At 72.5% G+C, this 26,006-nt stretch carries 17 protein-coding genes and 2 pseudogenes; 5 read left to right on the forward strand and 14 right to left on the reverse strand.

From position 1 onward, the window contains the following. Positions 1-26 precede the first annotated feature (26 nt). Together ACZ53K_RS19870 and ACZ53K_RS19875 are read left to right on the forward strand one after the other, a co-directional pair. Positions 27-1,211: an MFS transporter gene (locus tag ACZ53K_RS19870; RefSeq protein ID WP_468838422.1), complete on the forward strand. Its 1,185-nt coding sequence runs from the start codon at positions 27-29 to the stop codon at positions 1,209-1,211. Between the two features lie 383 nt (positions 1,212-1,594). After that, positions 1,595-2,332, forward strand: coding sequence for a response regulator (locus ACZ53K_RS19875; protein ID WP_468838060.1), 738 nt, complete (start codon positions 1,595-1,597; stop codon positions 2,330-2,332). Between the two features lie 109 nt (positions 2,333-2,441). Here ACZ53K_RS19875 and ACZ53K_RS19880 read toward each other — a convergent pair whose 3' ends face one another. Further along, positions 2,442-3,146: a CBS domain-containing protein gene (locus ACZ53K_RS19880; protein WP_468838063.1), complete on the reverse strand. Its 705-nt coding sequence runs from the start codon at positions 3,144-3,146 to the stop codon at positions 2,442-2,444. Positions 3,147-3,422: 276 nt separating this feature from the next. Here ACZ53K_RS19880 and ACZ53K_RS19885 point away from each other — a divergent pair, with 276 nt between their 5' ends. Further along, the gene (locus ACZ53K_RS19885) at positions 3,423-5,114 is read left to right on the forward strand and encodes a sensor histidine kinase (protein WP_468838066.1); all 1,692 of its coding nucleotides are present in this window, start codon (positions 3,423-3,425) and stop codon (positions 5,112-5,114) included. Between the two features lie 132 nt (positions 5,115-5,246). Here the strand turns inward: ACZ53K_RS19885 and ACZ53K_RS19890 are convergent, their stop codons facing one another. The 4 genes and pseudogenes from ACZ53K_RS19890 to ACZ53K_RS19905 all read right to left on the reverse strand — a co-directional run bounded on the left by ACZ53K_RS19890 (position 5,247) and on the right by ACZ53K_RS19905 (position 8,894). After that, a complete protein-coding gene (locus ACZ53K_RS19890; protein WP_468838068.1) occupies positions 5,247-5,747 on the reverse strand; it encodes a pyridoxamine 5'-phosphate oxidase family protein in 501 nt (166 codons plus the stop codon). A gap of 195 nt (positions 5,748-5,942) precedes the next feature. Further along, a complete protein-coding gene (locus tag ACZ53K_RS19895; RefSeq protein ID WP_468838070.1) occupies positions 5,943-6,935 on the reverse strand; it encodes an aldo/keto reductase in 993 nt (330 codons plus the stop codon). Positions 6,936-7,390: 455 nt separating this feature from the next. Then, a pseudogene (locus ACZ53K_RS19900) lies at positions 7,391-8,078 on the reverse strand (universal stress protein). Between the two features lie 120 nt (positions 8,079-8,198). Further along, positions 8,199-8,894: an SDR family NAD(P)-dependent oxidoreductase gene (locus tag ACZ53K_RS19905; RefSeq protein ID WP_468838073.1), complete on the reverse strand. Its 696-nt coding sequence runs from the start codon at positions 8,892-8,894 to the stop codon at positions 8,199-8,201. A gap of 176 nt (positions 8,895-9,070) precedes the next feature. Here ACZ53K_RS19905 and ACZ53K_RS19910 point away from each other — a divergent pair, with 176 nt between their 5' ends. Continuing rightward, positions 9,071-9,907, forward strand: coding sequence for a LysR family transcriptional regulator (locus ACZ53K_RS19910; RefSeq protein WP_468838425.1), 837 nt, complete (start codon positions 9,071-9,073; stop codon positions 9,905-9,907). Positions 9,908-9,948: 41 nt separating this feature from the next. On the opposite strand, the pseudogene ACZ53K_RS19915 reads toward ACZ53K_RS19910, so the two are convergent. Further along, positions 9,949-10,641 (reverse strand): annotated as a pseudogene (locus tag ACZ53K_RS19915) (sirohydrochlorin chelatase); the annotation flags it as partial. 220 nt (positions 10,642-10,861) lie between these two features. Between ACZ53K_RS19915 and nirB the strand changes: the two are divergent. After that, positions 10,862-13,717, forward strand: coding sequence for a nitrite reductase large subunit NirB (gene nirB / locus ACZ53K_RS19920; RefSeq protein WP_468838076.1), 2,856 nt, complete (start codon positions 10,862-10,864; stop codon positions 13,715-13,717). Positions 13,718-13,786: 69 nt separating this feature from the next. On the opposite strand, the gene ACZ53K_RS19925 is transcribed toward nirB, so the two are convergent. The 8 genes from ACZ53K_RS19925 to ACZ53K_RS19960 all read right to left on the reverse strand — a co-directional run bounded on the left by ACZ53K_RS19925 (position 13,787) and on the right by ACZ53K_RS19960 (position 25,972). Beyond that, positions 13,787-16,336, reverse strand: coding sequence for a caspase family protein (locus ACZ53K_RS19925; protein ID WP_468838078.1), 2,550 nt, complete (start codon positions 16,334-16,336; stop codon positions 13,787-13,789). 45 nt (positions 16,337-16,381) lie between these two features. Beyond that, positions 16,382-19,882 carry a CHAT domain-containing protein gene (locus tag ACZ53K_RS19930; RefSeq protein WP_468838080.1) on the reverse strand — a complete coding sequence of 1,167 codons (3,501 nt, stop codon included), beginning with the start codon at positions 19,880-19,882 and terminating at the stop codon, positions 16,382-16,384. 69 nt (positions 19,883-19,951) lie between these two features. Beyond that, positions 19,952-20,644: a hypothetical protein gene (locus ACZ53K_RS19935; RefSeq protein ID WP_468838082.1), complete on the reverse strand. Its 693-nt coding sequence runs from the start codon at positions 20,642-20,644 to the stop codon at positions 19,952-19,954. Next, positions 20,644-21,684 carry a hypothetical protein gene (locus ACZ53K_RS19940; RefSeq protein ID WP_468838084.1) on the reverse strand — a complete coding sequence of 347 codons (1,041 nt, stop codon included), beginning with the start codon at positions 21,682-21,684 and terminating at the stop codon, positions 20,644-20,646. The genes ACZ53K_RS19935 and ACZ53K_RS19940 overlap by 1 nt, the downstream gene beginning before the upstream one ends. A gap of 120 nt (positions 21,685-21,804) precedes the next feature. Further along, entirely contained in the window at positions 21,805-23,229 is a 1,425-nt protein-coding gene (locus ACZ53K_RS19945) for a hypothetical protein (RefSeq protein WP_468838086.1), read from the reverse strand. A gap of 59 nt (positions 23,230-23,288) precedes the next feature. Further along, positions 23,289-24,014: a Crp/Fnr family transcriptional regulator gene (locus ACZ53K_RS19950; RefSeq protein WP_468838088.1), complete on the reverse strand. Its 726-nt coding sequence runs from the start codon at positions 24,012-24,014 to the stop codon at positions 23,289-23,291. Positions 24,015-24,255: 241 nt separating this feature from the next. Next, complete coding sequence (locus ACZ53K_RS19955; RefSeq protein WP_468838090.1) at positions 24,256-24,681, reverse strand: hypothetical protein; 426 nt, start codon at positions 24,679-24,681, stop codon at positions 24,256-24,258. Between the two features lie 133 nt (positions 24,682-24,814). After that, positions 24,815-25,972 (reverse strand): FAD-dependent monooxygenase, encoded by a 1,158-nt coding sequence (locus ACZ53K_RS19960; protein WP_468838092.1) that lies wholly within the window; start codon positions 25,970-25,972, stop codon positions 24,815-24,817. Positions 25,973-26,006: the final 34 nt, after the last annotated feature.

The raw sequence follows: 26,006 nt of genomic DNA on the forward strand, positions 1-26,006 counted from the left end.
GCTCCCCGGCCGGCCGGCCGGAGATGATGCTCACGCTGGCCACCCTGGGCTTCGCCGTGAACTTCTGGGCGTGGGCGCTGCTGAGCCCGCTGGGCCCGCGTTTCAAGGAGGCCCTGGCCCTCAGCTCGTTCGAGCAGTCCCTGCTGGTGGCGGTGCCGGTCGTGGTGGGGTCGCTCGGACGGATCCCGGTGGGCGCGCTGACCGACCGGTTCGGCGGGCGCGTGATGTTCCCCCTGGTGTCGGCCGCGACGATCGTGCCCGTGCTCTACCTCGGACTGGCCGGGCACTCCTCGCTGATCGCCCTGCTGATCGGCGGGTTCTTCCTGGGTATCGGGGGCACCGCCTTCGCTGTCGGCGTGCCGTTCGTCAGCGGCTGGTTCCCGCCGGAGCGGCGCGGGCTGGCGATCGGTGTCTTCGGCGCCGGCATGGGCGGCACCGCTGTCAGCGCGCTGACGACCGTCAAACTGGTCGACGCGCACGGCATGGCCAACCCGTTCCTGATCACCGCCGTGGCACTCGCCGGCTACGCCGTACTGGCCACCGTGCTGCTGCGGGACGTGCCCGGCCGCACCGTACCGACCGAACCACTGGCCCGCCGGATGGCCGACACCGTGCGCCTGCCCGTCACTTGGCAGGCATCCGCCCTGTACGCCGTGGCGTTCGGCGGATACGTCGCCTTCTCCGTCTATCTGCCGACCTACCTGAAAACCGGTTACGGACTCGGCCAGACCGACGCCGCCAACCGGATGGCCGGCTTCGTCCTGCTGGCGGTGGCCATGCGCCCGGCCGGCGGCTGGCTGTCGGACCGTATGGGCCCGGTCCGCGTCCTCGCCGGGACCCTGGTGGTCGTCGTGGCGGGAGCCGCCGTGCAGTCGGCGACCCCACCGCTCGCCCCGGTGGGCACCATCGCCTTCCTGGCCATGGCCGCCGCGCTCGGCGCGGGCAGCGGCGCCACCTTCGCGCTGGTGGCCCTGCTGGCCCCGGCGAACAAGGTCGGCTCGGTCACCGGCGTGGTCGGCGCCGCGGGCGGCCTGGGCGGCTTCATCCCGCCGCTGGTCATGGGCGCCATCTTCAGCGCCTCCGGAACCTACTCCCTGGGCCTGGTCCTGCTGGCCGTGGTCTCCGCCGCCGCCTTGGCGTTCACCGTCACCAGGGTGCGGCGGGCCGCCGCCCACGCAGGTACGGCCACGGACACCACGCACCTCGGGTGAGCGCGACGGCGCCATGGCGGAAACGTCACCTCGATGGCTGCACCGGCCCGGCGAACCCCCGCCGGGCCGGTGCCGCTTCGGGTGCGGTGGCCGTATTTCGCGTGGACAGTGCCCCTGAAGCCGTTCGCGGTGAACCGATCACTATGCGAAACACGGCGTCAACTGCAGGTGTATGTCAAGGACGGCATCATCACCTTGGAGGCGCAGCAGACCGCCTACCCGTGGGTCGGCCCCGGCCGCCCGGAGGCGGGTGGGGCGGTACCGGGCCGGAGGACCGGGGAAGAAGGGCCGTCCGGCCCTGGCTCTTCGGCCCTGGCGTGCGGCAGGCTGCACGTGGCACCGCCCGTGGGGGCGGGCCGGACGAGCAACATCGGAGCTGCGTGATGACGGAAAACCCTGCCGACGCCCGGACGAAGGCACCGGTCAGCGTCTTCCTGCTCGACGACCACGAGGTGGTGCGCCGTGGAGTGCACGACCTGCTGGACGCCGAACCGGATCTGACCGTGGTGGGGGAGGCCAACACCGCCGAGCAGGCGCTGGTACGCGTACCCGCGCTGCGTCCGCAGGTGGCGATCCTGGACGTCCGGCTGCCGGACGGCGACGGGGTGAGCGTCTGCCGCGAGCTGCGCTCGCAGCTGCCGGACCTGGTGTGCCTGATGCTCACCTCGTTCGACGACGAGGAAGCGCTGCTGGACGCGATCATGGCCGGGGCGGCCGGTTACGTGCTCAAGCAGATCACCGGAACCGACCTGGTCAACGCGGTACGGACGGTGGCCGCCGGCCACTCGCTGCTGGACGCCGGAGCGACCGCCCGCGTCATGGCCCGGCTGCGGGGCGAGACCGGCCGGGAGGAGCCGCGGCAGCAGGGCCTGCCGGGGCTGAGCGACCGGGAGCGGGAGATCCTGGCGCTCGTGGGGGAGGGACTGACCAACCGGGAGATCGGCAAGCGGCTCTACCTCGCGGAGAAGACGGTCAAGAACAACATCTCCCGCCTGCTGGCCAAACTCGGCGTGGAGCGCCGGGTCCAGGCCGCGGTCATCGCCACCCAGGCACTCGCGGCCGCCCCGGCTCCCCGTACGAGGGCCGCCGCCGCGCCCCGCGAAGGCGGCCCGCGACTCTGAGCCGGTCATCGGATTGCGGCCGAAGGACTTGGCGAGGGCACCGGCCTCCCCCGGGCTTCGGCTCCCCGGTCGGACGGCGCGGCGCCGGGCGCGGCCGGAGAGCGTCCGGTCAGCCCTGCGCCCGCCGTAAGGGCCCTGAGTGCGGTGCCGTGGCGTCACCCGCGCGCGGGACGAGGCGGCTGACCACGCCCACCACTCCGTCCACCCGCCAGGTCAGGCCGATCGCGGCCGGGATGTCGTCCTCGTGCGTGAGCGTGCCCCGCAGGGTCACGAGACCGTCCCGTACCGAGACCCGCACCTCGTCCGGCGGCACGTTCAGGATGCTGCCCAGCACCTCGCCGACCACCTCGGCGCGGATCTGCTCGTCCGGCCGCAGAAAGACCCGCAGCAGGTCCCGGCGGGTGGTGATGCCGATGAGACGGTCCTCCTCGTCCACGACGGGCAGCCGGTCGACGTGCCGGCGCTGCATGATGCGCGCGGCGTCCACGACGCGGTGCTCCGGGTGCACGGTGACCGCCGGTGTCGTCATCACCTCACCCGCCGTCGTGCCGCCGGTGGTACCGCCGCGGGCCGGGCGGCGCGGTGCCGGACGCGGCCGCCCGACGGCGGCCTGGCCGCCCGCGGTCCGGTGGCCGGGGGGCGCCGGCAGATCCGTCCGTGACACGACCCCCATGACCTTGTCGTCGCCGTCCACCACCGGCAGGCCGCTGATCCGGTGGACGTCGAGAAGCCGGACCAGTTCCTTCGCCGGGGTGTCCGGGCGGGCCTGTACGACCTCCCACGTCATCACCTCGCCCACGGTGTGGTTCTGCACGGCGATACCTCCCTCCGTCGGTGCCTCACGGGCCCGTCCCGCGGACCGGCCGATCTCCCCCGCCGATCGAGTCTCGTCGAGGACGGGACCGCGGAGCAGGGGCCTTTCCGCCTCCGTAGGAGGGCCACTTGCCCCTCCGGCGCACCGCGGGCGAGATCCGGACGGGACCGGGCGACCCGGGGGCCGAAACCGCTGTTCGAACAGGGATACGCTGACCGGGTACGGCGGGCGACCGAAGAAGGAGGACCGGTGGGCACGCAGGAGTCGTTGTCGCGGATGCCTCAGATGCGACTGGACGAGTTGCTGGAGGAACTGCAGGCGCGCATCGACGCCGCACGCGGCACCCGGGACCGGGTGCACAGCCTCCTGGAGGCCGTGGTCTCGGTGGGGCGGGAACTGGACCTGCCCCAGGTGCTCCGGCGCATCGTCGAAGCCGCCGCGCTGCTGGTCGACGCGGAGTACGCGGCGCTGGGCGTGATCGGCCCGGACGGCAAGCGGCTGTCGCAGTTCCTGACCGTCGGCCTGACCCCCGAGGAGGTCGCCGCGATCGGGCCGCTGCCGGCCGGACACGGGCTGCTGGGCGAACTGATCCGCAACCCCGAGCCGTTGCGGCTCACCGACCTCGGCACCCATCCGTCGTCGTATGGGTTCCCCGCCCACCACCCGCCGATGCGCACGTTCCTGGGCGTGCCGATCCGGGTACGTGACGAGGTCTTCGGCAACCTCTACCTGACCGACAAGCGCGGCGGGCACGACTTCGACGCGGAGGACGAGTCGGTGATCTCCACGCTGTCGGTCGCCGCCGGTGTGGCCATCGACAACGCCCGGCTCTACGAGGGGTCGCAGCGCCAGCAGCGCTGGCTGAAGGCGGGCGCGGAGATCACCAACAGCCTGTTCTCCGGTATGCCGCGCCTGGAGGTCCTGGAGCTGATCGCCCGCCGGGCGCAGGAGATCACCAGGGCCGAACTCGCGGACGTCTGTGTCCCGATGCACGACACCGGCGACCTGGTCGTCGAGCTGGCCCTCGGCGGGCACGGCGACAAGCGGCGTGGCCTGGTGGTCCCCGCCGACGGGACGCTGTCGGGCGCCGCTCTCACATCGGGCGGCCCGGCCACCACGTCCGGCCTGGCGCGCGACGACCGATACAGCGCCGGGCCCCGGCGGTTCGACGGTCTGGGGCCGGCGGTGGCCGTGCCGCTGGGCAGCGAGAGCGGCAGCGCCCGGGGCGTACTCCTGCTGGCGCGCGCCGAGGGGGAGGCGGTGTTCACCGAGGAGGAGCTGGAGCCGCTGCGCGCGTTCGCCGGGCAGGCGGCCCTCGCCCTCGAACTGGCCGAGCGCCGGCGCGACGCCGAGCAGCTGGCCCTGCTGGAGGACCGCGACCGTATCGCCCGCGACCTGCACGACCTGGCCATCCAGCGGCTGTTCGCCACCGGTATGACACTGCAGAGCGCCGCAAGGCTGGTCGATCACGCGGGCGCGGCGGAGCGGGTCACCCGGGCGGTGGGCGACCTGGACGAAACCATCAAGATCATCCGGTCGACCATCTTCGGCCTGCGGGTCAGGGAGGAGGACACCGCACCGAGCCTGCGCGCCCGGGTGGCACGGGCCGTGGGGGAGGCCGGTACGGCACTGGGCTTCCCGCCCCGGCTGAGCATGGAGGGCCTGCTGGACACGGACGTACCGGTCCAGGTCGCCGATCACGTCGTGGCGGCCCTCACCGAACTGCTGAGCAACGCGGCCCGGCACGCGCACGCGACCCGGGTCGAGGTGGCGCTCCAGGCCACCGGCGACGAGGTCGTGCTGACCGTGACCGACAACGGCAGGGGCATCCCGGAGACCGGGCGGCGCAGCGGTCTGGGCAACCTGGCCGAACGGGCGGCCAGTGTGGACGGGGTGATGGAAATCCTTGCACCCGCCGACGGCGGAAGCCGGATCGTGTGGCGCGCTCCGCTGTCCGCGGGCGCGTAACGGGCCGCCCGGCCTGACGCCACTCCGGCAGGCCGGGCCCGCCGTGGCAGGTGCCGTGGTGGGCCCGGACCCGCGTGGGCAGGCCCAGGCCCCCGTGTACGACGGGCCGTTCAGCCGCCGGGAGCCGACGGCTCAGCGCAGCTCGCCGCCCGCGGCACACACCGCGACCGCGGGCTGCGCCACCAGCCGGAACCCGGTGACCAGGTCCGGCTGGATACGCAGGACGCCGTTCATGGTCTGCGCCACCCACGGCCGCAGCAGGTCCTCGTAACGGGCCACCTGCGCCGGATCGGCCACCAGCCGGGCGTACCCGGTGACGATGACGCTCCAGCCCAGATGGGTGAGCGGGTCGATGGCATCGGCTTCGTACGCGACCACCAGGCCCGCCTCGCCCGCGGGCGGCGCGATCGAGGTGAGCGTCGCCCCGTCGTTGAGCCGGACGACGATCTCCTCCCCGTCGAGGAGGTGGTTCACGGGACGGATGGCCGGCAGGGCGTTCTGGGTGAACACGAGTCGGCCGAGCGGGACGCTGCCCAGCAGCCGCAGCGCTTCGCCCCGGGGCAGCTGCTGCATCCCCCGGGGAGCCACCGGCGCACGGCGATCCTGGACCTGCTGCGTGTCTTCGTCGTTCATCCTGCACACCCTCTGCTCCGGCGGCGCTCGTCCGGACACTCGTTGCCTGACTGTCCAGCCTTGCCGAGGCAAGCTCTTGACAACAGGGCCGAACGGACCCCGAAGCGGGCCGTCTCCTCAGCCTGTCTCAGGAAGAGGACGCTGCTGTTCGCCATCGGTGCGGTGACCTGTGGTTTCAGGAGTCAGAACAGGCTTTCAGCGGCCGAAATGTGACTGCAACTGCTCAGGGAGACGTTCGCCCTGGATCCGGATGCCGGCCGCGGCCTCTTCGATCCGGTGTAGGTCACCGGTTGTCAGCTCGACATCGAGTGCGCCCAGGTTCTCTTCCAGGCGGTGCAGCTTGGTGGTGCCGGGGATCGGCACGAACCACGGCTTCTGCGCCAGCACCCAGGTGAGAGCGATCTGGGCCGGCGTGGCTCCTTTGTCGTCGGCAATCTGCTGCAGCAGGTCGACCAGCACCTGATTGGCTTGCCGTGCTTCAGGGCTGAAGCGCGGAAGCAGGCGGCGGAGGTCGTTGTCGGCAAGCGGCGTGCTGGAATCGATCTTGCCGGTCAAAAATCCTTTGCCGAGCGGGCTGTAGGGCACCAGACCGATGCCCAGTTCCTCCAAGGCCGGAATGATTTCGGTTTCGTGCTCGCGCATCCAGAGCGAGTACTCGCTTTGCAGTGCCGTCACCGGCTGCACGGCGTGGGCGCGACGAATCGTCGCGGCACCGGCCTCGGACAAGCCGAAGTGCTTCACCTTGCCTTCGGCGATCAGCTCCTTGACCGTGCCGGCCACGTCTTCAATGGGCACGTTGGGGTCGACGCGGTGTTGGTAGAGCAGGTCGATGCTTTCGGTTCGAAGGCGCTTGAGCGAGGCCTCGGTCACTTGGCGGATCTGCTCGGGCCTGCTGTCGACCCCGGACATCGGGGTCGGCCCGTGCTCGCCGTGCCTGATTCCGAACTTGGTGGCGATCACCACCTGGTCGCGGACCGGCGCCAGCGCCTGACCGACCAGGTCCTCATTGGTGAACGGGCCGTAGACTTCGGCCGTGTCGAAGAACGTCACGCCGTGGTCAACGGCCGCCCGCAGCAGCTTCGTCATCTCGGCTGTGTCCTGCGGCCGGCCGTAGAAGAAACTCATGCCCATGCAGCCGAGCCCGAGAGCCGAGACTTCGAGGCCTTGCCCTAGTGTGCGTTGTTGCATTGGAGATGCTCCTGGGGTATCGATCGTCCGGCTCCCGCCTATTTCGTGTTTAGCCGGGAGCCGGTAGGGAAGTTGGGAAGCCTTCCGGGACGCCGGCGAGACCCTGGTGATACAGGCGTGCCCTCAACGCTATGGCCTTGGAGTGCACTCCAAGCAAGCGGAACAGATACGAGGGCGTTTTCTCCCGTTGTTTCATCCCGAATCAGCTTGTCACTTGACGATCGGTGTTGGCTCTCCGTGGTTTCGTGCCGACTTTGTGATGGGAGGGGCGGCCGTATGCCTCGCCGGTCGCGAGGACGCGGCCAACGTCGTGACGGGCGTCCGGACTGCGGGTCTACGAACCAAGAGATCGTTCTGGCCCGGGTGCCGAGGGCTTCGGTGCGCTGGCTGGAGATCCGGTCTTCGTGCGCAGGTCAAGTTCGAGCCGCGCCCGACCGGGGCCAGGGCGCAGGCTCTTACGGATGGGGCACCACGGCCACCGGGCACGGCGCATGGTGCAGCGCCGCGTGCGCGACCGCGCCGATCTTCCTCAGGTCGCGGCGGCCCGGGCTGCGGCGTCCCACGACCAGGAGCCGGGCCCGCGCGCCGGCGGACAGCAGAACCTGTCCCGCGCCGTGCGCCCTGGGCCGCGGCCGCCGCGAAGGCGAACTTCAGCAGCGGGTCGCTCTCCCGTACGTCCTGCACCCCCACCACCACTTCGTCACGCGTCTGCCCTGTCTCGTCGTGGCCCGGGCCGCGGACGAGGACCACGGGGGCGGTCGTCTGCCGCAGCACCTGCAGTCCCACGGAGCCGAGCAGATAGCCGACCAGCGTGCCGTGGCCGCGCGAACCCAGGACCAGCAGGTCCGCGGCGGAGGCCTCGGCGATCAGGGCCGGGACGGTCTCGGCCGCCAGGACCTCCCGGCTGACGGGCAGTTCGGGGAAGTCCTCGGCCACCCGGGCCGCGGCTTCCCGCAGTACGTCCGTGGCCCAGCGGCGCTGTACCTCTTCGTCTGCCGCGACCGGCACGTCCAAGGGACGCCACACCCACGCGTGGACCAGCCGCAGACGCGCTCCGCGGCGAGTGGCCTCGGCGGCGGCCCAGTCGGCGGCGGCGAGACTGTGGTCGGTTCCGTCCAGTCCGACGGTGATGGTGCCGGTCATGCGGGCCTCCTGGGGCGGGAACGGGAGTACGTCGTACTCCCACCCTCCTGGCCCGGCACAGCCGTGGGGACGGCCCCGAAGTCCCGCGCCCGGGGACCAACGGCCCTCAGGGGTGCCCGGTCACCAGGGCACGACCTGCCCTTGGTGGTCGACGAAGTGGAGGCCGGGCTTGCCCCGGTGGTTCTCCATCGTCTCCACGACGCCCGGCACGCTCTCCGCCACGCTGAGATCGGCGTCCGGCCCGCCGAGTTCGGTACGCACCCAGCCCGGGTCCATGAGCAGCAGCGTCCGGGCGTCCTCGGCGTACCGGGCGGCGTAGCTGCGCATGAGCTGGTTCAGCGCGGACTTGCTGGCCCGGTACAGATCCTGCCCGCCGTCCGTGTTCAGGGTGAGGCTTCCCTGGTCGGAGGACATCACGCCGATGGTCCCGGCCGGCGCGACCAGTGGGCGCAGCCGTTCCACGACCCGCATCGGGCCGAGCGCGTTGGTGACCATGACCTCGGTGAACATGTCCGTGGGGACCTCGCCGATCGGGAGGTCGCCGCGGGTGATGGCGGCGTTGACGAAGAGCAGGTCGAGGGTGCGCCCGGCCAGCCGGTCGCGCAGCGCCGAGATCTGATCCGGATCGGTCATCTCCAGCGATTCGATGGTCAGCCGCCCCTCGGACGCTTCGGCCACCTCGTGCAGGCCGGTGCGCCGGCTGCCGCGTACCGTGCCGATGACGTCCCAGCCGCGGCGGAGGTATTCGGTGGCGATCCCGAGCCCCAGGGTCCGGGAGGCCCCGACGACGAGGGCGGTCTTGGTGGTGCCGGTCATGTGATTCCTATCGTGGGTCAGGTGCGAGCCGAAAGCGCCGTACACGGCGGTGGCCGGCCGGCGGACGTCCGCCGGCGGGCGGTCGCAACGCGAGGTGCCCCAAGTCTCCGAAGGGCCCGGCCGGGCGTCCAATACCCTTCCGACCGCATTGATACCGTCACGGCATGGATGCGGATCTGGACCTGGACCTGCGGAAGCTCCGCTACTTCGTCGCGGTGGCCGAACACCGGCACTTCGGCCGGGCGGCGCAGGACCTGTTCATCGCGCAGCCGGTCCTCAGCCGGCAGATCCGCGCGTTCGAACAGGAGCTGGGCTGCCGGCTGTTCACCCGGACCACGCGCAGCGTCGAGCTGACCCCCGCGGGGCAGCAGCTGTACGACGAGTCGCGGCGGATCACCACGGTGGTCACCGCGGCGCTGCGGCGCGTGCAGGAGGCCGAGCAGGGTGAACAGCGGCTCGTCGTCGCCTTCTCGCCCGGACTGCACGTGTCGGAGGCGATACGGGCCTTCACGGCGCGCCACCCGGAGATCGACATCGACGTCTTCCCGCTGCGCTGGTGGGAACAGGACGCGCCGCTCCGCGACGGCCGCGCGCACGTCGGATACCTCCGGCGCCCCTTCGACGACTCGGGGTTGCGCACCGTCCCCATCGGCCACGAGACCAAGGTCGCCTGCCTGCCCGTGACGCATCCGCTGGCCGGCCGGGTCACCCTCACGGCCGCCGATCTCGACGGTGAGCCGATCCTCGACGCCAGGTCCCGGCGTACGTCCTCGCTGGACGAGAAGTTCGAACTGATCGCCTCCGGGCAGGGCATCGCCCTCGTGCCCCTCAGCGTCGCGGGCTCGTACTCCCGGGCCGACCTCGTCTACCTGCCCGTGACCGACGCGCTGCCCGTCGAGACCTGCCTGGCGGCACCGGAGGGCAACGGCACGGGCCCCGTACCGGCCTTTCTGGACATCGCCACCGCGACACTGCGCCCCGTGGCGAGGGCCTGTCCCGAGAGCCGGGCCTGACCCTGCCGGACTTCGTCGAAGCGGGCGAGCACGAGGCGCGCCATGGCGTCCTGGGCACCGAGCGGACCGGCGGTGCACATGCACCCCGTACGGGCGGCCTCCGCGGCGAGACGGTCGGAGAAGCGGCCGGCGGCCATCAGGTAGGGAAGGACCGCGATCCGCGTACGGCCCTCGGCCCGCAGGTCCCGTGCCGTACGGGCCAGGGACCGGTCTTCCTCGCCATCGGCTCCGGAACCGGCGCAGAGCAGGGCCGGCCGTACCGGGACGATGGCTCCGCGCCGGGCGCTCAGGACCGTGCCCAGGTGCCGGGCAGCGGCGTAGCAGCCGTCGTTGCCGCCAGGCCGGCGTGAGCCCGCGGCGGCCAGGACGACGGCGTCCGCCGGGGAACCGGCACACGCCTCGGCCTCCTGGAGGCGGTACATGAGCGCCTCGGTCAGCAGTGGGTGCGGCGCCAGCGGTTTCGCGGCGCGGGCGGGACCGAGCAAGGCGGGAAGGTCCACGGTGAAATGAAAGCCCGCCCCAAGCAGCAAAGGCACCACTATGGCGGGCACGTCGTGCAGGGCGGCCACAGCCTCGTCGACCGTGGGGCGGTGAATGTCGAAATACGCGGTCTCTACCCGCAGCGCGGGACGCAGCTCGCGCACACGCGCCAGCAATTGGCCGGTTTCCCTTTGCGCCCGGGCCTCGCGACTGCCGTGCGCGGCAGCGATCAGCACAGGTGAATTGGAGGCCATACCGGCACGCTAATGAGGTGTTCCCACCGCGGCAATGCACTGCTGGTCCCGACTGCACAGGGACGAAAGGTCCTGGTCAGAGGGCCCTTCGGCGGACGGGGAGGGCAACGGGCGGGCATAGTCTGAAAGTGCTGCGGCCCGAGAAGGCGCGGGTTTTGGGCGGCAGCCGAAATCGCGGAAATACGCTTCCCGTCGCCAAGCAGCTGGCAGGAGTGCTCACATGGTGTCATCCGATCGGCCCACCCTTGTCCTCGTCGGTCACGGCATGGTCGGCCAACGGCTGCTGGAAGAGCTGGCCGTACGGGACGCGCTCGCCGGCCCGGACAGAACGGACGACGCGGGAGACGGCGAGCGGTGGCGCGTCGTGATCCTCGCCGAGGAGGAACGCCGCGCCTACGACCGCGTACACCTCTCCTCGCTCTTCACCGGCACCACCCCCGAGGAACTGAACCTCGCCGAACCGGACTTCTTCGAACGCCACGACATCACCCTGCGTCTCGGCGACCCGGCCGCCGCCATCGACACCGCCATCCGCACGGTGACCACCCGCCGGGGCGCGGCATGGCACTATGACGCGCTGGTGCTGGCCACCGGCTCATACGCCTTCGTCCCGCCGGTCCCCGGCCGGGACGCGCCCGGATGCTTCGTCTACCGCACCGTCGAGGACGTCCGGGCCATCCAGGAGGCGGCGCACGGAGCCCGCACCGCGGCCGTCGTCGGCGGCGGGCTGCTGGGCCTGGAGGCGGTGGGGGCCCTGCGCTCGCTCGGCCTGGAGACCAGCGTGGTGGAGGCCGCGCCACGGCTGATGCCCGGTCAGGTGGACACCGGCGGCGCCGATGTGCTGGCACACACCGTCGAGGCGATGGGCGTCCACGTGCACACGGACGCGGCGATCACCGAGGTGTGGACCGGCGAGGACGGACGGGTACGCGGCCTGTCGCTGTCGGACGGCGGGAGCGTCCAGGCCGACATCATCGTCTTCTCCGTAGGCGTACGGCCCCGCGACGAACTCGCCAGGCAGGCGGGCCTCGACGTCGCGGACCGCGGCGGCATCGTGATCGACACCCGGTGCCGTACCTCCGTGCCGGAGATCTACGCGCTCGGCGAATGCGCCCGTGCCGCCGACGGCAACGTCTACGGACTCGTCGCGCCCGGCTACCGCATGGCGGAAGCCCTGGCCGACACCCTGACCGGCGGACAGGGCAGCTTCACCGGCGCCGACACCTCCACCAAACTCAAGCTGCTGGGCGCGGACGTCGCCTCCTTCGGCGACCCCTTCGCCCCGGACGCCGGCGGCTCGGTGCTCTGGGCCGACTCCGGCTCCGGTGTCTACAAGAAGCTGGTACTCGGCCCGGACGGGCAGCTGATGGGCGGCATCCTGGTCGGGGACGCCGACGCGTACGGCACCCTGCGCCCCCTGGTGGGCGCCCAGCTGCCCGGACCCGCCGCCTCCTTCCTGCTGCCCGCCGGCGGGTCGGGGCCGGTCGACACCACCGCGGTGCTCCCCGACGACGCGGTGATCTGCTCCTGCAACGGCGTCACCAAGAAGGCGCTGCGCGACGCCGTCCACGCCGGGGCGCACGACCTGGCCGCCGTGAAGAAGTGCACCGGCGCCGGCACCCAGTGCGGAGGCTGCGTCGGCGCGGTGACGTCGATCATGGAAGCGCAACTGGCGGCCGAAGGCGTCGAGACCGGACCGGGCGGACTGTGCCCGGACTTCACGCAGACCCGGCGGGAGCTGTACGAGATCATCCGGGTGACCGGCATCGACAGCTTCTCGCGCCTGGCGGCGGAGTACGGCGTTCCCGGCCCGGACGGCAAGCCGCCGCACGGCTGCGCCGTCTGCCGCCCGACCGTCGCCTCGCTCCTCGCCACCCTCGGCCCGGAACTGGGACTGCACCACATCCTGGACGGCGAACAGGCCGCCCTGCAGGACACCAACGACCTCTTCCTCGCCAACCTCCAGAAGGACGGCACCTACTCCGTGGTGCCCCGCCTGCCGGCCGGTGAGATCAGCCCCGACCACCTCGTCGTACTCGGCGAGGTGGCCCGCGAGTTCGGCCTCTACACCAAGCTCACCGGCGGCCAGCGCATCGACCTGTTCGGCGCCACCGTGGACCAGCTCCCGGACATCTGGCGCAGGCTGGTCGACGCCGGCCTCGAATCGGGCCACGCGTACGGAAAGTCCCTGCGCACCGCGAAGTCCTGCGCCGGCTCCCGCTGGTGCCGCTTCGGACAGCGCGATTCCGTCGGCATGGCCGTGGAGCTGGAACTGCGCTACCGCGGACTGCGCTCCCCGCACAAGCTGAAGCTGGCGGCCTCCGGCTGCATACGCGAGTGCGCCGAGGCCCAGAGCAAGGACGTCGGCGTCATCGCCACGGCGAAGGGCTGGAACCTGTACGTCGGCGGCAACGGCGGCGTCAAACCCCGCCACGCCGATCTCCTCGCCCAGGACCTGGACGACGCGGAACTGACCCGCGTCATCGACCGCTTCCTGATGTTCTACATCCGCACCGCCGACCGCCTGGAGCGCACCGCGGCCTGGATCGAACGCATCGACGGCGGTATCGACCACGTCCGGGACGTGGTCCTGCACGACTCCCTGGGGCTGGCCGAGGAACTGGAATCCCAGATGCAGCGGCACGTGGACGCCTACCGCGACGAATGGCGGGCCGTCCTGGAGGACCCGGCGAAGCTGCGGCGCTTCACCACCGCCTTCCCCGCCCCCGCCGGTCCGGCCGCCCCCGGACACGTACAGGTCCGGACGGACGAGGGCGACTGGCAGTCGGTCTGCCTGCTGGAGGAACTCGAACCGGGGCGTGGCGTGCCGGTCCGCGTCGGCGACGACGGAGAGACGGTCGCGCTCTTCCGCTCCCCGGACGGCGAGGTCTTCGCCGTCTCCGACACCGACCCCGTCTCCCGGGCCGGGGTCATCTCCCGCGGTATCTACGGGGCGGTCGACGGAACGCCGGTGGTGACCTCACCCATGTACAAGCAGCGGTTCGACCTGCGCAGCGGCGCCTGCCTGGACGATGACGACCAGCACCTGCCCGTCCGGGCGGTACGGGTGCTCTGACCAGTGAAGACGTCTTGCAGGTCAGACGTCGGGGCGGGGCCGGCCGGGGGCCGGCCGGGGGCCGGCCGGTCACCCGCCCCCGCGCGTCCCGTCCGGCCTCTCCTCGATCTCGTACGCGAAGGACACGTCCTCGGTACGGCACAGTCCCGGCTCCTGGTGGTGCCCGCCCGGGGCGGCCGCGCCGAAGCGCTCGTGCGGAAGGCGGGTGGTGCGGAACACGCAGAAACTCTGGCCGGTGGACCCGGAAAGCAGCCTGGTGCCGGTGCTCATGAGGACGGCGACGGCTCCCAGGGCGTCGGCCGCCGGTGTGCGCTCGTCCGCTGTGGCGAGCAGGGTTACCGCTTGCCCGGCCTCGCCTGTCCCGGTCTCCGTGGCCAGCAGCCGGGCGAGGGACGGCTCCTCTTCCCCGTGGTCCGCCGACACCCAGACGGCCAGGTCGAGGGAGCCGCCGACCGGCCCTTCGTACAGGGGGAAGCGGTCCGCCGTCGGCTGCTCGGCGCCGCGTGCGCGGGCCGTGTGATGGGTGGCCGCACAGTACGGGGTCTGGCCGCCGCCGGGCCGGGTGATGACCAGGGAGTCGATCCGCACGGACGCCGTGCCCAGGGTGTGACCGGCATGCAGCACAAGGTCCCGCAGGCTGACCGCGACACGGGCCGGTGGCGGGGTGACGGCTTGTGGCGGTACCAGCCGGTACGACAGGCCGGGCCGCTCGTCGACGGTGAACGGCGGCTCCTCGCCCGGGCGGGGCCGGGAATGCAGGTGGAAGTCGAAGCGCCGCACCTGGTAGCGCACCTGATCCGGCCAGACCCTCGGCCGGGCGTCGCGCTCGCCGACGGCGATGCTCTCCACCAGGCTCTGCAGCTCCGAGCCGCACGGTTCCGTGCGCGCCACGGCGGCGCCGGGCTGGGTGAGCGGGGTCAGGCTCTGCGGCCGGTCGGTGACGATGACGACGAACGTCTCCGGGCGGGGCGGGCCGGCCGGAAGGTCGTCCGGCCAGTACAGTTCGATGCCGGCGAGCGCGTGCGAGGCGGGCAGCCGGAACAGTTCGTAACGCCCGTCCGGGTCGATGCCGATCCCCGAGGGCTCCGCCGTGGAGAGCAGCGTGACGGCCCCGCGCAATCCGATGTCGAAGACGGAGACATAGCGTTTCGCAGTGCTCCGATTGTGCAGGCGCACCACCACCTCGTCGCCGTTGAAGAGATGCGCACCGCTGCGTTCGAGCGGCTCCTCACCGCCGTCCGCGAGCAGCCGTACGCAGCCGGACTCCACGTCGCCGTCGAGCTCCGCGGTGCCCGTCCCGGAGCCGAGGCCGCGCAGATGTGTGGCACGGGCGAGCTGTCGGAGGTCGGCGGCCAGCACGTCCAGGTCCTCATCGGCGCGGGGGCGGGCAAGGAGCGGTTCGCCGTGCCGGTCCAGCAGGTGCAGGCCGTCGTCCAGCGCCACCGTGGCCATGACGGGCTCGCCGCCGTGGCTGACACGCAGGAAGGGGGAGAGGCCGAGCGTTTCCGCCACCCGCGGATGGCTGGGGTGGTCCGGCGGCACCACGGCGACAGGCCGGCGGCCGAGCGCCACCCGCAGGGGGTGGGCCTCGACCCCCGCGGGCAGGTCGGCGGAAAGAGCGGCATCCGGCCGCAGCCGCGCCCGGCCGCCGGCGACCAGGTCCACGGTGGCGGTGGCCGACGGCGCCGTACGGTCACCGCCCGGGGGCACGATCGCATACTGGTCCCCTTCGCCGATGCCGAAGAGTTCCGCACCCTCCAGGAGCATGGCCCCGCCTTCCACGAGCACCGGCAACGCCCCGGTGACGTCTTCCTCCCTTAGCTCGAAGAGGAACCGGCGCGTCGGCCCTTCCGCGTCCGGCCGCTGGCCCGGCGACAGCACGGCGACCGCGGGACGCAGCAGTCCGATCAGCCGGTCCCAGGTCAGCGCCCCGCTGCCGGGCTGCCGCAGCAGGCGGGCGAGCGTGCTCGTCAGCGCGCTGTGATACCCGCCGGAACCCGCCGCCGGCAGCTCGAACGCCGTCTCGTCGGGCGCGCAGGCCACCAGCCGCACCACCGAAGGGTGCGACTCGGCGTGCGCGGCGCGGGTCGCGGGAGCGGCGCGGGTGGCCGTGCGCCACGCCGCTGCCACGGCTTCCCACCCGAAGGAGCCGGGCCGGGGGTCGGCTTTGGGGAGCTGCGCCGGGTCCCGCGCCATCCGGGCCGCGTGGCAGCAGTCGAGGATGGTCGTGACGTTCTTCGTCTTCTCGCTCAACTGCCTTTGCAGGGCACTGAGTTCCTCGGCCAGCAGTCCTCGGAAGGCGTCCCCGGGCCGATGGAGGTCCGTCGGGCAGAGGTACTGCATCCGGTCCGGCAGGCCGGTGTCCCGTGACCATCCCGGTTTGCGCAGGCGGCCCCCGTGCCCCGTGTAGTACACCACCGCCGCGTCACCCGCGGCGGTATCGGCGATCAGCGCCCGGTACGCGTCGATGACGCCCTGGCGCGTCGCCGCCTCCTCGTGGACGAGGGCGGTCGTCTCGAATCCGAGCGGAGTCAGGACGCTGTCCATGAGCCGGACATCCGCGTGGACGCCGCGCAGGTTTCCGGTACGGCAGCCGATGAGCAGTGCTCGTTTGCGCATATCAGTCCCCCGGGGACGTGTCGTGACAGCCGGTACGGTCCGTGCTCATGGGCTTTCGGCTTGCTGGGCGCGGGGGCCGTCCGCGCCTCCGATGTGGATGAACGGTGCCCAGTGGTACGGGATGTCGGGCTGTGCCGCGCGCACGGCCGCGGAGGGCCGGGCGTCCCGCGGGCCGGGTGCCGCCGGGCCCGTACCCGCCCGGTCCCGCAGGTGTTCGTACGCCCGGGCCCGTTCCGCCGCGTCCAGGACACGGATCCGCCGCTGGGCGGCGGCCAGCGCGTCGGACACCCCGAGGCCGGACACCAGCTCCTCGTACAGGGCGGTCATCAGGAGGCAGCCTGCCTCGTCGTCCACCGGCCACAGCGAGACCACGACGTGCCGGGCTCCCGACGCGACCGCCGCCCGGGCCAGCCCGACGACATCGCCGCCGGCCGTCGCGGTGCCGCGGCCGGTGTGGCACGCGGACAGGACCACGAGGTCGGCGTTGAGGTCGAGCCCCAGGACGTCACCGACGGCCAGCCGGTCATGCCCCGAGAGGGCCACGAAGCTGCGGTTCGGGCCCTGTTCGTACAGCATTCCGTGGGTCGCCAGGTGCAGGACCGGGCGCCCGGGAGCGGCTTCGGCCACCGCCTCCGCCGTCGCCGCCGAACGGATCAGCGGCGTCGTACCGAGCAGCCGTGCCACGGCCGCGGCCTCCGTCGCCGTCCCCGGCAGGCGCTGAAGTCCCCGGTCCGGGGCGTAGTCCGGGTCACCCACGATCAGCGCGGTGCCGTCGAGCCGGGGCCGACGGCCGGCGGACGTACGGGTGAGCAGCCCGGCGGACGGCAGGTAGGAGACGGTGAAGCGCTCACCCAAGAGCCCTCCGCGCACGGGCAGGGCGTGGAACGGCAGGAGCGACAGCGCCCCGTGCGGCACCACGAACAGCCGTCCGCAGGCGCCGAGCCGGCGCACCACAGGGGTCAGGAGCAGCTCGCTCAGCGCGGCGGCACCGCGTTCGTCGTTGCTGCCGGTCGCGCAGGCCGTGTGGTACCGGCGGACGTCGCAGGCCAGGTCACGGGCCCGGGCCGACGTGCGGTGACAGCGGATCGTGTGCCGTTCGACGGTCCAGACGATCAGTTCGTCGTCGAGCGTCTCGTACATGACGAGCGCGCTGTCCGCCGGCAGCGCCCGCTGGATCTCCGCGACACCGGCATCCGGCCGGGCGAGCCGCCGGTGGCCGAGCAACTGCGGGGCGAGCCGCGCCACCGCGGACTCCGCGTGGTCCAGGGTGTCCTCGGCGGCGAGCACTTCGCGCCGCAGGGCGGCCGAGGACGGAGTGCGCTCAGGATCGGCCGACACTTCGTCGACCAGCCCCTCATAGGTGGCCGCCCAGGCCGAACCGGCACGCAGCCAACGCCGGGCCGCCACTGTCGGCGCACCGGTGGGCAGGGTGTCGAGGGAGCGCGCGACCCCAGCGGCGATGCCACGGCAGCGGTCGGACAGTTCGAATGCGGTGGCCAGCTCGGCCCGCGCCCGGTAGCCGGTCGTCCGCGCCGCCAGCCCGAGGTGGGCCAGGGCCGCCGTGTGGTACATCCCGGCGACGAGCGGGTGATCGGTGGCCGAGGAGCGGAGCGTGTCGCGCACGAGCTGCGCCGTCCGGTGCTCGAAGAGGTCCACCGCGCGCTCGGCCGTCCGCGCCGCGGCCGCGTGATCACCCAGCGCCTCGTACAGCTCGGCACGGCGCGCCGGGTCCTCCCACGGCCGCTCGGCGTTCCGGGCCCGGCCGACGGGGTCCGGGCCGGAGGCGTCGGGGGCGCAGGCGTCCAGGGCGGACTGCGCCTGCCGCGCCGCTTGCGGGTCCCGTACCGCCAGGAAGAGGCTCACCGCGTGGTCGGGGTGGATCCCGCCCGCGGCGAAGAGCCGCCCGGCCAGATCGCGGGCCTCCTGCGGCCGCCCGAGTTCGCCCAGCAGCACCGTACGCAGCAGGTCGTCACCCTGTTCCTCGGCCAGCGCCAGCGCGCCGAGCAGCAGGGTCCGGGCCTCGTCGCGGAAACCGGCCGACTCGGCACGCCGGCCGCGGTAGCGCAGGAGCAGCGTCCGGGTCCGCCGGGCGCTCTCGCGTACCGCCTCGGCCATCTGGCCGGCCGCCTCCCGGTGCCGGTCCGGGAGGGTCGCGCCGAGGGCCTCGACCTCGGCGAGCCGGGCGGCGGAGATCGCCTTCAGGTCGGGATCGGTGAGCGCTTCGGCGGCCTGGTCGAACCTCATCGCGAGTAGGGCGGCGCGCGACCAGTCCGGCACATCGGCCGGGGACCGGCGCAGCCGCGACACCGCGTCGGCGGTGTCGGCGGCGAGCAGCACCGCCGGGGCCCGCCCGTAGTTCGCCCCGCCCACGATGTCGACGTGGGCGGCGTCGATGAGTTCCTTCTCGAAGGGCGCGTCCACCCTGGCGGCGATCCGGCGTGCCAGGCGCAGCGCCCGGAGGGCGGGCAGCGTCGCGCCCGTCTCCCGCCAGGCCCGGCAACGGGCGACGGCCAGCCTGAGCAGCCCGCGGGTGAAGCTGGTGCTGCCGTCCCGTACCGTCCAGCCGGTGACCGCGTCCAGTGTGCCGTCCGGAAGCTGAGCGCCGTCCCCCAGGCGGTCGAGCGCGTGATGGAACTCGATGAGCCGGAGCAGCGCTCCGCCACCGGCCCGTTCGGCCCGTCGTCGTGCCTCTCCGACGAACCGGTCACGGGTCGCCGCATCACCGCTGCGGCGCGCCAGGTGCGCGCGCCGCAGCGCGATTTCTGCACCGCCCAGCTCGGCACCGGCCCGTGCGTACAGCGCGTCGGCCCGTGCGTAGCACGCTTCGGCGACCGCGGAATCGCCCGCCGGGGACGGCGAGACGGCCCCAGGTGCTTCCTCCAGGCGCAGTCCGAGCAACTCCGGGTGGGAATCCGGCTCCAGGGCGAAGTCCCCTTCCACGAGCAGCAGATGGGCGCTGGTCAGAGCGTCGTTCCGGGCCGGCGGCCGGCAGCTCTCCAGGCGAGCCTTTGCCTCTTCCGTACGCCCTGCCCGGCGTGCCACGTCGGCCATGGCCATCCGGTGGTGCGCCACCAGCGCCGCCGCTCCCGACGCCTCGATGTCTCCGCTCAGCTGGTGCAGCAACGCCAGGGCCTGCGTGGCCGATTGCGGATCGCCCGCGATCCGGGAGTTGTCGGCGATGTCGCGAGCCGACTGCGTCACGGGGACGAGACGAGCCGCCGCCAGGACCACCAGCGCGGCCTCGGGACTGCCCGTCTCCGGTACCTCTCCCGAGGCGTGGTGCATCTCCTCCCACGTCATGACGGCGCCACCCTGCCCCGGGTACCGGTTGAGGTCGAGGGTGAGCGCCGCGAGGCGCAGGCCGGCGGCTGCCGCACCGTCCTCCCGGGAGCCGCCGACGCCGTCGAGCAGCCGCAGCGCCCGCTTCGGCTCGCCCACCGCCAGTGCGGCCGCCGCCGCGACCAGCGGCGCCCCGGTGGCCGAGTTCAAGGGCAGGGGAGCGCCGGTGGACAGCAGGAGGGCCAGGATCTCGTTCGCCGGTATCACTGAGAGCCTCCCGCGCTCATGTGCACGAAGCACCGAAAGGTGCGGCGCGGACTTTGAGGATCAGGGCGATCACCGCGCAGAACCAGCGCGGCCGCGATCAGCACCGGCCCCAGCAGCCGCAGCGCCCGTACGGCCGTCACCCGGCTGCCGCGCCGCCACGTGTTCTCCTGTACCGCCGACGCGTACGCCGCCGCGTCCGACGCCCCACGAGGTCGCGGGCGGATGGCGGCGGTCCTGAAGGGCCGCCTGCATGTTCCTCTCGGAGAGATAGGGAGGCTCCTCCTCGACGCTCAGCGGCGTACCGGCGCCGGGCACCGCCTCGATCGGCTCACTGGGGTGCACGGGATACGCCGCGGAGTCCGAGGTGAAGAACAGCCGCAGCGGTTCGGCGCAGCTGCGCCGAACCGTGTCGAAGAGTTCCGCGGTGGCGCCGTGTGGACGCTTCCTGCACACTACGCCCTCGACGAGCGGTGTCCGCCGGGAACCGTGCAAAGCGAATTCGGTGTCCGGGCCGACATCGGAGCCCAGCAGATATACGACGCGGTAGAGCAGCCAGAGGTGGTTCGTTCCCCGGTCCCGGTATTCCCGCAGATAGACATGGTCGTGCGACACATCACCGCCCGCCACGTCCGCCAGCAGATGATGCTGGTCGTACAGGACGAGGAAACCGGGAGCGACGACAATGAGGAAACCAGTATTGACCGAGCGCGTGATCGCGAAAGGCCAGGCCTCCTGAGCGGGTGGTGTTGTGGTGCCGGTCATCACGAAGCCTCTTCCAGGACGTGCGACCCGGGATGGGCCGCCTCGAATTCCGCCAGCGTCGCGTGGAACATGTCGACCATCTTCAGCATCGCCTCCCATTCCGAACGCGCCCGCAGCGTCCGGCGGCGCGCTTCGTCGACATCGCGTGCGACCTGTTGCCCGTAAACGGAAAGCCGCTCGTCCACATAGGCCACCACCGTGTCCCCCAGGTATTCCTGGACCAGCGCCATCACCGGTGACTCGGCGGCGCGTGCGGCCAGCAGCGCGCGTACCACAGGGACCTTGCGCTGCACCGCCTGGAGCCACCTCAGCCGCCGCGCCTTGGCCCGTAGCGCCTCGTCGTCCGCCGTGAGCTGCGTGGCCACCGACCGCACCGCGAACCCCCTGCCCAGCGAGCTGACGGGGATGAACCGGAGCGTCCCGGCGTCCTTCCGCCGCAGCCGGTTCAGGTAGAAGGCGCTGAAGTCGCGGTCCTGCAGCAGACAGTCGAGCACGGTACGGACCGAATGCCCGGCCGCCTCCAGCAGATCCCACTTGGTGACCACGAAATGCACCACGGTGTTGCTCGACTCGGTCGCGTTGAACACCGAGATGAGTTCGTGCACGAGGAGGAAGTCGCCCTGGAAGCAGCGCAGTACCTTCACACCGTCCAGCAGGACCAGGAGGAACTCCGACTCCTGCGCCCGCTGCCAGAACAAGGCCCCGTGTTCGGTCTGGGCGGCCGTCGCGCGGGTCAGGTGCCCGCCCGCGTAGCCCAGGTAATTGATGGTGAACGGGCTGAACACCCGCCCTTCGTCGGTCCGTACCGAACAGGCGAAACGCCATTCCGAGGTGTGCGCGAAAAGGTTGGGGTTCGGCCAGCCGTCCGGGCTGATGATCCGGCCGAAGATCTGGTTCAGTTTCGTCGCCTCCTCGGACGGCAGCCTGACGAAGAAACCCACGTCGTCCCGCTGGATGGACAGCCGCCGGAAAAGGCTGGCGAGATAGACGGTCTTTCCGGACTCCTGCGGCCCGAGAACCGTGACGGGAATGGCCGGCATACGGTGCCCCGCTCTGTGAGGTTCGGTGAACCGGGAACACCAGGACGGCCCGCCGCACGGCGGGCGTCCCAGCCCCCGATGGGCACCAGTACAGCGTCGCGGCGGACGGCGTTTCCCGTCTCAGTGCGGGTTCGGGGAACCGTCCCCGGCATCGCGGCCCTCCGGCCCGTCGGGCGCGGGGCGCCCGTTGCCCGGGCGTGCGCGCAGCTCGATCCAGGCCGCGGCCGTGAAGCCCTTCTCGGGCAGTTCGACGTGGACCTGCCGGAAGGCCCGCTCGTCCAGACCGGGATAGGCGTGCGGCACCAGATCGCGGTACAGGCTGTCGGACCAGGCCACCGCCAGATCGGCGTCCGTGCTCTCGCGCAGCGCCGCGCGCAGGGGCCCCGAGTCCAGCACGCGGAACAGCTCCACGACCGCCGTACCGAGGAAGCCGCTCGCGCCCTCGCACGTCAGCCCCTGGTGCAGGCTGGCGCGCATCCGGGTCGGGCCGATGCCGGTGGGGCGCTCCGGGTCGGTGTTGGCGGCGTGCAGCCCCAGCGCGACCCCGCGCAGCAGCCCTGCGACGGCCCCCGGCTCACTGATGCCGGTGGGCAGGACGAGCAGGTACCCGTCGCCGCTGACCTGGCGCCCGCACGCATGCCAGTCCACGGCGGCGTGGGCGCAGGCGGCCCGCGCGGTACGCCACAGGTCGCGCTGGACGCGGGCCATGTGGGTGTTGTTCCGGCGGCTGTAACGCTCCACGTCCAGGGCGAAGAAGAGGCGCCGCAACCATGGTGCGTCCTCCGCGGCGTCCTCTCCGCCCTCGCCTTCCGGACCCCGTACGTACGGCGCCGGGCCGCCGGGCGCCTCCATCGGGTACGGGAGCCCGGGCAGCGGCAGGCGGGCCGCCCAGGCGTCCTCGACGTTCACGCGCAGTCCGGCGTTCCCCCGCGTCCTGGCCTTGCTGCCCACCAACCGGCCCAGGACCGTGCGCCGTACGACGACGTGACAGGTGAAGTGGCAGTACACGCCGGAGCGGCCGGGCGGCAGCCGCAGCAGCACCTGGCACCAGTGGCCGTCCGGGCGCAGGCCCGCCGGCGGCGGACGGAACTCCCACCGCAGACGGTGATGGCCGCGCCCGAAGACCGACACGCGGGTGCCGTCGGGCTGCACGCTGCCGGGCGCGGGCTGCACCCCCAGCGCCTGCGCCCCGCTGTCCCCGAAGTCGAGGCCCACCTGCGCGTCCCCGTACGAGCGGCCGCCGGTGAGCGGCGCCAGGTCGTAAGGGAAGCAGAGCAGTAGGTCCACCGGCCCGTCGGCCGCGGGATTCCCGTGCAGGCGGTAGACCAGCGGGCGGTAGAACCGCACGGAGCTTTCGGGGTCTTCGACCTCGGGCGACTTGCTGCCCGCAGCCGGTTCCCCGGTGTACAGGCCCGCCGTCGCGGCCACGTCGTCGGGCAGGGCGAAGCCGGTGTCGGCGGGACCTTGCCGATGGGCGCCGGCCACTGCGCCGGCCGCCTGCCGGGCTCCTGAACGCGAGGCGTCCGGACGGATGTCGGGGGCCATGGCCCTCTCCTTTCGGTTCGGTGCTCTGCGGTGGCCCGGCGCGCGGCGCACCGGCCCGCTCACCGCGTATCGCGGCCGGACGCTGCGATGTCCCGCAGCGCGGGCAGGGAACGCACGATGATCCGCCGCCTTCCGAACGTCAGGACGCCGAGGCGGGAGAGTTCGTGCAGCATGTGGTGGACCCGCCGTTCCTGCGCGCCGATCAGCTCGCCCCACTCCGCCTGCGTGAGACCCGGCCTGACCAGCAGCCCGTCCGGGACCCGGACCCCGTACTGCTCCGCCAGGTCGAGGACGGCGCTGGCCAGGCGGGCGATGACCGGGCCGTGCGCGAACCGGGCGTGGCGGCGCACCGCGACGCGGCTGCGATGGGCGAGGCTGCGGCTGACCGCCAGCCCCGCGACCGGACTGTGGTTGATCCACCGCAGCCACTCGTCCTGCGCGATCCGCCGGACGAGCATCTGCTGGGCGGCCGTGACCGTCGCCGACCGGGGCCGGCCGTCGAAAGCCGCGGACTCGCCGACCACGTCACCGGCCGCCCTGATGTCCATCAGCGCGGGCACCCCGGAGCGTTCGGTCGTGGCGACCTTGGCGAAGCCGTCGAGCAGCAGCAGGACGAAAGTGTCCGTGCCACCGGCCAGCATCATGATCTCGCCGCGTGCGTGCACGCGAGCGGTTCCGGCCCGCTCCAGCACCAGCCGCGCGGGGCCGGGCGACTCGGGTTCGAGCTTGCGCAGTTCGGCCAGCAGCGTGCCGTCGGCCCAGTCTTCCGCCGGTGTGGTGCGCACCCGCCGCACCCGGCGTACAGCCACATCCTGACTCGGCATCCGTCCCCCCCGTGCTGTTCTCCGCCGGGCGCTCGCCGCACCCGCCGCGTGCACAGCATGTGCCTGCCCGAAGGCCGGGCGACAGACATACCGGGGTGGTGACCGTTATTGGCCTCCAATTGAGTGCAGGGCCCTCGTATCACCGTCGTACGGGTGCCGAACGGGACCGGTTCCCGTACGACGGATTCGGGCCCGGCCGTCGTCACACGGCGGTCGCGTGACGGCGCTTGGCCCGCAACTGCCGCATCAGCTCCATCAGGACCAGGAAGGCGGTCAGCGGCGGTGTGGCGGCGAACAGCAGGCCCACCGCGTCGTTGCCCTGGCTGCCGACGGCCCACAGGCTCCAGGCCAGCGCGGCGGCGGTGCCGGCCAGGGCGATCACCCACGACGGGGTCTCCCGGCGGCCGTCGACGACAGCCGCGGCCACGCCCAGCCCGCCGCAGATGATCAGCCCCATCACCAGTGCGGCGTAGGTCCACTCCGGCGCCTCCAGGACGCCGATCGACGGTGTCTTCGAGCGTAATTGACGGTACGTCAGGAAAGTGCCGCCCACGTACAGGGTGATCAGCACCGCCAGACTCAGCAGTCTCACGAGTTGCCCGAGTACGCCGCGTTCCTCGTCTGCCATGACATCCCCCCGAGGCAGAAGCCTGTATCAGGCCGGATATCCAGCATGCCCGAGTGTTGTCGTGTCCGGAACCGGATGGGGAAGAACTCGGTACGGCAGCACTCCACCTGGTAGGGAACGGCTCGCCACCGCGTCAGCCCAGGCTCGGGGGTGACCAGTCGGCGTGCCGCAGGATGGCCCGGACCGCCACGCCGGACGGGGCCAGCCGGAGAGCCGTGTTGCGCAGGGCCACAGCCGTGGGGCGGGTCAGTTGCTGGCCCATCCAGCCGGCCTGGCGCGCGGCCCGGGCCACGGACTGGCTGCGCGGACGGCGCTCGTCGTCGTAACGGGCCAGTGCCGCTTCGACTGTCGGCCCGCCGGCGAGCGCGGCGGCGAGGGTGACCGCGTCCTCCAAGGCCTGACAGGCGCCTTGGCCGAGATTCGGGGTCATGGCGTGTGCCGCGTCACCGACGAGCACGGCCCGCCCTGCGGTGTAGGCGGGCAACGGCGTCACCAATTCGCGGATGTCGTGGTGCAGGACGGCGTCCGGCCGGGTGGCGTCCAGCAGCGCGGGGATCGGATCGTGCCAGTCGCCGAACCGGCGGCGCACCGCGGCGAGAGCGTCCGCATACCGCGTGCCGGGCGGCGCGTTGAGCACCGCGTGCCACTCGGCCCGGCCGTCGCTGAAGGCGATATGCCCGAACTCGGCGCCCTTCCCCCAGGTCAGCTCGAAGTCCGTACGCAACTCCACCTGCTTCTCCGTGATGGCGCGCAGGACCGTCGAACCACTGTGGACGGGGCCGGGATGGCCCGGGAGCAACCGGCCGCGCAGCCTGCTGTCCACTCCGTCGGCCGCCACGACCAGATCCGCCTCCAGTACGCCGTCCTCGACCGGCACCCGCACCAGGCCGGGGGCCGAGCAGTCGACGGACGTCACCTCGGCCCCGATGACCAGACACGCGGCAGGCAGCGCCGCGCGGAGCAGGCGGTGCAGCACGGCCCGGGGGATACCGACGATCGGCGTGCCCAGCCGGCGCTCCAGCGCGGCTCCGTCCATCCGGGCCAGCCACCTGCCGCCGGGGGTACGGGTTCCCCCGGTGTACTGGGGCCGCGCGGCCGCGCGTACCGCTTGGCCGACGCCAAGAGCGTCCAGGGCGCGGATGCCGTTGGCGTGCAGGGAGATGCCCGCGCCCACATCGGCCAGGACACGCGCACGTTCGACGACCGTCACTTCCCAGCCGATCCGGCGCAGCCCGATCGCCGTGGCCAGCCCGCCGATGCCCGCCCCGACCACTACCGCTCTGCCGCTCATACCGGGCCCCTCTCCCGCCATCTTCTACAGGTGT

The sequence above is a fragment of the Streptomyces sp. NPDC033221 genome, from assembly GCF_055577005.1.

Bases quoted from the DNA above. Each gene is read 5' to 3' on its own strand.
- ACZ53K_RS19870 (WP_468838422.1), top strand. From the start codon at position 27: ATGCTCACGCTGGCCACCCTGGGCTTCGCCGTGAACTTCTGGGCGTGG.
- ACZ53K_RS19875 (WP_468838060.1), top strand. From the start codon at position 1,595: ATGACGGAAAACCCTGCCGACGCCCGGACGAAGGCACCGGTCAGCGTC.
- ACZ53K_RS19885 (WP_468838066.1), top strand. From the start codon at position 3,423: ATGCCTCAGATGCGACTGGACGAGTTGCTGGAGGAACTGCAGGCGCGC.
- ACZ53K_RS19890 (WP_468838068.1), bottom strand. From the start codon at position 5,747: ATGAACGACGAAGACACGCAGCAGGTCCAGGATCGCCGTGCGCCGGTG.
- ACZ53K_RS19895 (WP_468838070.1), bottom strand. From the start codon at position 6,935: ATGCAACAACGCACACTAGGGCAAGGCCTCGAAGTCTCGGCTCTCGGG.
- ACZ53K_RS19905 (WP_468838073.1), bottom strand. From the start codon at position 8,894: ATGACCGGCACCACCAAGACCGCCCTCGTCGTCGGGGCCTCCCGGACC.
- nirB (WP_468838076.1), top strand. From the start codon at position 10,862: ATGGTGTCATCCGATCGGCCCACCCTTGTCCTCGTCGGTCACGGCATG.
- ACZ53K_RS19925 (WP_468838078.1), bottom strand. From the start codon at position 16,336: ATGCGCAAACGAGCACTGCTCATCGGCTGCCGTACCGGAAACCTGCGC.
- ACZ53K_RS19935 (WP_468838082.1), bottom strand. From the start codon at position 20,644: ATGACCGGCACCACAACACCACCCGCTCAGGAGGCCTGGCCTTTCGCG.
- ACZ53K_RS19940 (WP_468838084.1), bottom strand. From the start codon at position 21,684: ATGCCGGCCATTCCCGTCACGGTTCTCGGGCCGCAGGAGTCCGGAAAG.
- ACZ53K_RS19945 (WP_468838086.1), bottom strand. From the start codon at position 23,229: ATGGCCCCCGACATCCGTCCGGACGCCTCGCGTTCAGGAGCCCGGCAG.
- ACZ53K_RS19955 (WP_468838090.1), bottom strand. From the start codon at position 24,681: ATGGCAGACGAGGAACGCGGCGTACTCGGGCAACTCGTGAGACTGCTG.
- ACZ53K_RS19960 (WP_468838092.1), bottom strand. From the start codon at position 25,972: ATGAGCGGCAGAGCGGTAGTGGTCGGGGCGGGCATCGGCGGGCTGGCC.